Origin of the sequence: Mesorhizobium sp. M7A.F.Ca.CA.004.12.1.1 (assembly GCF_003997835.1) — a bacterium.
In the GTDB taxonomy this organism is placed as follows: domain Bacteria; phylum Pseudomonadota; class Alphaproteobacteria; order Rhizobiales; family Rhizobiaceae; genus Mesorhizobium.
Genome location: NZ_RZRK01000450.1, coordinates 1 through 5,164, shown reverse-complemented (window position 1 = coordinate 5,164; position 5,164 = coordinate 1). Strand labels below are relative to the sequence as shown.

3 protein-coding genes are annotated in these 5,164 nt (G+C 62.7%); all 3 read left to right on the top strand.

Annotated elements, in window-relative coordinates:
* Positions 1–2: 2 nt before the first annotated feature.
* Positions 3–863, top strand: a complete 861-nt coding sequence (locus EN984_RS22145; RefSeq protein WP_245480098.1) for a LysR substrate-binding domain-containing protein — start codon at positions 3–5, stop codon at positions 861–863.
* Positions 864–1,059: 196 nt separating this feature from the next.
* Positions 1,060–2,715 (top strand): ABC transporter substrate-binding protein, encoded by a 1,656-nt coding sequence (locus tag EN984_RS22140; RefSeq protein ID WP_127269656.1) that lies wholly within the window; start codon positions 1,060–1,062, stop codon positions 2,713–2,715.
* Positions 2,716–2,866: 151 nt separating this feature from the next.
* The coding region (locus tag EN984_RS22135; RefSeq protein WP_164765574.1) for an FAD-dependent oxidoreductase at positions 2,867–5,164 on the top strand (2,298 nt) is incomplete at its 3' end.

The window sequence follows — 5,164 nt, the reverse complement described above, 5'->3', positions numbered from 1 at the left end:
ATATCAGGTCATTCGAGAGTTCGGCCCGGCACCTCTCCTTCACCCTGGCCGCCAAGGAGCTCGGATACACGCAGGCAGCGGTCAGCACGCATGTCCGCGCGCTTGAACATTATATCGGCCGGCAATTGTTCATCCGCTATCCGCGCAGTCTCAAGCTCACCGAAATGGGCGAGGCCTTCCTTCCCACCTTGCGGCAGGCGCTCGATCAGATCGACCAGGCGACGGAGGCGATCGTGACTTCGTCGCGCAACCGCACGGTGGTCGTCTCCTGCCCGATGAGCCTGGCGGAGAACTGGCTGGCGGGCTGCATGGCCGCCTTTCGCAAGAAACATCCCGAAATCGAGATCGTGCTGCATGGCACGATCTGGGAGGACCTCAGCGAGCAGATCGCCGACATCACCATTTCGACGCGGCGTTTCGACGACCGTCCGCCCGCGGGCCTTCCATTGTGGAACGACGAGCTGGTTCTGCTGTGCGCGCCGACGCTGCTGGATGGCGAGGGCGCCCTGAAGCTGCCTCGGGATATACTCAAGGTCGATTGGATCTTCGTGCATGGCCGCCAGGAATATTGGCAGGTCGTCACGTCGGCACTGGGCGTCGACATGGACGATCACGACAAGGGCCTGACGACCAACGCTTCCAACATCGCGCTTGAGCTGGCCGCCATGGGGGCAGGGCTCGTCGCGACCCAGCGCTCGCTTGCCCACGCGTATCTGCGGCGGGGACTGCTTGTCGAACCGTTCCCGGTCCGGCCGGCCAGTCCGTGGAACTACTACCTCACCGAAAACCAGCTTTCGAAGGGGACCATCGCGCGCACGGTGCGGGAATGGATTCTGCTGCGGGCGCAGGAGGATGGCGCTTAAGCGCTGTTCGTCCTACCCCCTTGTGAATTCTCCAACTCAAAAATTGACACGCCAATGGCTTCGTTTTTTTAGGTCTTATTGGCTGGTTTTCGGCCGTTTGCCGGGGCTCAAGCCCTTCCGGGATTTTTGCATCGCCTCTAACATCTTCCACGCAAGGGGAATGTAACGGGCGGAAAGCCCAAACCGGAGAATCACAATGACGATTTTCAAGAGCAACGGTGACCGCGTCCCGGCCGTCATCGAAAGCTACGCAGACGAAGTCAGGAAGGGCGGCATGGATCGCCGCGAGTTTCTTGCCATGGCGAGCGCGATGGGCGCTTCCACGGCGTTCGCCTATTCAATGATCGGCTCGTCGCCTGCGCAGGCCGCCGCACTGGAGCCGGGCAAGAAGGGCGGCATCCTGAAGATGCAGATGATCATCAAGGAAATGAAGGATCCGCGCTCCTGGGACTGGTCCGAGATCGCCAATGTCATGCGCCAGTGCAACGACTACATGATCCGCTACACCACCGACTTCACCTTCGAGGGCCACCTGGTCGAAAGCTGGGAGGTGAGCGACGACGCTGTCGAATATACGCTGCATCTGCGCAAGGGCGTGAAGTGGTCGAATGGCGACGACTTCAACGCCGACGACATCGTCCACAACATCGAGCGCTGGTGCGACAAGGCGGCCGAAGGCAATTCGATGGCCGGGCGCATGAACTCCCTCATCGATCCCGCCACCAAGAAAGCGGCAGCCGGCGCCATCACCAAGGTCGACGACCACACGGTGAAGCTGAAATGCCAACAGTCCGACGTCACGATCATTCCGGGCTTTGCCGATTATCCGGCGATCATCGTCCATCGCGACTTCGACAAGGACGGCGGCGACATGCTCAAGACGCCCGGCACCGGCCCCTATGAGCTGATCTCATACAAGGTCGGCGAATCGGCCGCGGTGCGGCGACGCAAGGACTTCACCTGGTTTGGGGGCGACCCCTATCTCGATGGCGTCGACTGGACCGACTACGGATCGGACGCGTCCAACCCCGCCATCGCCAGCGCCTTCGAGGCCGGTGAGATCGATTGCAACTACCAGACGGTGGGCGGCACGGTCGACCTCTATGACAGCATGGGCCTGGTCAAGGAGCCGGTCGTCACGGCCGGAACCATCGTGCTGCGCACCAATGTGACCAACAAACCTTATGACGACAAGCGGGTGCGCAACGCCATCCAGCTCGTGGTCGACAATGAGACGGTGCTGAAGCTCGGCTATAGCGGCCTTGGACAGGTCGCCGAAAACCACCATGTCTGCCCGATCCATCCGGAATATTACGCTTTGCCGAAAGTTCCACGCGATCTCGCCAAGGCCAAGGCGCTGATGGCCGAGGCCGGCCAGACGGATCACGAGTTCGAGCTGATCTCCTACGATGCGGACTATGTGAAGGACCCCGCCGACGTCGTCGCCGCGCAGATGCGCGAGGCCGGCTTCAAGGTCAAGCGAACCATCATTCCAGGTTCGTCGTTCTGGAACGACTGGACGAAATATCCGTGGTCGACCACCGATTGGGGCATGCGGCCGCTCGGCGTCCAGGTGCTGGCGATCGCCTATCGCAGCGGCGAGGCCTGGAACGAGTCCGGCTACGCCAACCCGGAATTCGACAAGAAGCTCAACGCGGCGCTCGCCATGGCGGATGTCGACAAGCGCAAGGAACTGATGAAGGACGTCGAATTCATCCTGCAGGACTCCGGCATCCTCGTCCAGGCGTTCTGGCGCTCGCTTTACCGGCACCATGCGACCTATGTGAAGAACCTCGGCATGCATCAGACATTCGAACTGCAGCTGGATAAGGTCTGGCTCGACAAGGCCTAGGCCGGGCCGGTCACGGCAAAAAAAGCCAGGGGCGCATGTTGCGCCCCTGGGGGGTCACTGGGCGACTCTGATTGACCAGCCAGCCAAACAGATCTCCAAGGCGCTTCTCGAAAGCGCAAAGAAGAAAAGTCGCCGAACCAAGGGAAGAAACATGCGTACTCATGCACAAGCCGTCGTCATCGGCGGTGGTCTGATTGGCTGCTCGATCCTCTATCATCTTGCCAAGTTCGGCTGGACGGATGTCGTCCTTCTGGAGCGCAGCGAACTGACCTCCGGCTCCACCTGGCACGCGGCGGCCAACATCCACGGCCTGCATGATTCCACCAACATCAGCCGCCTCCAGCACTACACCATGGCGCTCTACAAGGAACTGGAAGCCGAGACCGGCCAGGGCTGCGGCATCTTTCAGCCGGGCTCGCTCTATCTGGCCCAGACCGAGGCGCGCGAGCATCAGCTGAGGCTCCAGGAAGCCAAGGCGCGGCGCTACAAGATGAATTTCTACGAAGTCGCGCGCGACGAGGCGGAGCGGCTGCATCCGCTGGTCGACTTCGACGGCATACGCTGCATCATGTACGAGCCGGAAGGCGGCAATGTCGACCCGTCCGGCGTCACCGCCGCCTACGCCGCCGGCGCGCGTCAGCGCGGTGCCGAGATCCATCGCTTCAAGCCGGTCACCGCCACCGAGGCGCAACCCGACGGCAGCTGGATCGTGCGCACGCCGAAGGGCGACATCCACACACAATGGGTGGTAAACGCCGCCGGCCTGTGGGGCAGGGAGGTCGCCGCGATGGCTGGCCTGCAACTGCCTTTGATCCCGACCGAGCACCAGTATTTCGTCACCGAGACCATCCCGGAAATTGCGGCCATGGGCCGCCGGCTGCCTTCGGTCGCCGATCGCGATGGCGAGTACTATCTGCGCCAGGAAGGCCTGGGGCTGCTCATCGGCGCCTATGAGCGCAAGATGAAGTTCTGGGCTGAGGACGGCACGCCGCTGGATTTCGGCCATGAACTGTTTCCCGACGATCTCGACCGTATCGAAGAGAACATGCTGCGCGCGATCGCGCGCGTCCCGGCCGTCGGCACCGCCGGCGTCAAAAAGGTGATCAACGGACCGATGATCTGGTCGCCGGACAGTGCCGTGCTGTTCGGACCGGTGCCCGAACTGAGCAACTATTTCTGTTGCAACGGCATAATTCCCGGCTTCTCGCAGTCGGGCGGCATGGGGAAGCTGGCGGCCGAGTGGATGATCGAGGGTGAACCTTCGCTCGACATGTTCGCCTGGGACATGGCGCGCTTCGGCCACTGGGCCGGCAAGGCCTTCACCAAGGCCCGCGTCCAGGATCAGTACAGCCATCGCTTCAAGATCCACTTCCCCAACGAGGAACGCGCCGCCGGGCGGCCGGTGCGGACCCGGCCTGCCTACGACATGCAAAAGGGAATGAACGCTGTTTTCGGTCTCAATTTCGGTTGGGAGCACCCGCTGTGGTACGCCGCCGAGGGCGAGCCGCGCGAGGAGACGATCGGCTTCACGCGCCAGAACTGGTGGGGACCGGTGGGCCGCGAGGCGCGCATGCTGCGCGAACGCGCCGGCATCATCGACATCTCCAATTTCGCCAAATACGAGGTCAAGGGCGCTGGTGCCGAGGCCTGGCTCAATGCGCTGTTCGCCAACCGCATGCCGACAAAGATCGGCCGCTCCTGCCTCACGCCGCTGATCGGCAAACGCGGCGGCATCGCCGGCGACTTCACCGTGACCAGGCTCGCGGACGACGAATTCATGGTCATCGGCTCCGGCATGGCCGAGCGCTTCCATCTACGGTTCTTCAAGGCCGTCCCCTTGCCCGAGGGCACGACGTTCCGCTCGCGCACCGAGGACCTCTGCGGCTTCAACGTAGCGGGACCGAGTTCGCGCGACCTGCTGCAGCGCCTGACCAATGAGGATCTGTCGAACGAGGCGTTCCCCTTCATGCAGTCGCGCCGGACCACCGTCGCCGGCATCGATGTGGTGGCGCTCAGAGTGTCCTTCACCGGCGACCTTGGCTGGGAACTGCATTGTGAAGCCACTGACCAGGTCGAGCTTTACGGCGCGCTACTCAAGGCCGGCAAGGAAGTCGGCGCCGGACCGGTCGGCTCGCGCGCGCTGATGTCGCTGCGCGTCGAGAAGGGCTATGGCAGCTGGAGCCGCGAATATTCGCCCGAATATTGGCCGCAGGAGGTCAAGTTCGATCGCCTTGTCAAACTGGACAAGGGCGCGTTCCTCAACCGCGATGCCTACGCTGCCATCGCCGGCAAGCCGGTACGCGATGAGCTCATCATGCTGTCGATCGACGCCAGGGATGCCGACGCGACCGGCGGCGAGCCGATCTTCCTCACCGACGGCACGCCGATCGGCCAGGTATCTTCAGGCGCCTACGGCTATTTCGTCGAGCAGTCGCTGGCGCTTGGCTAT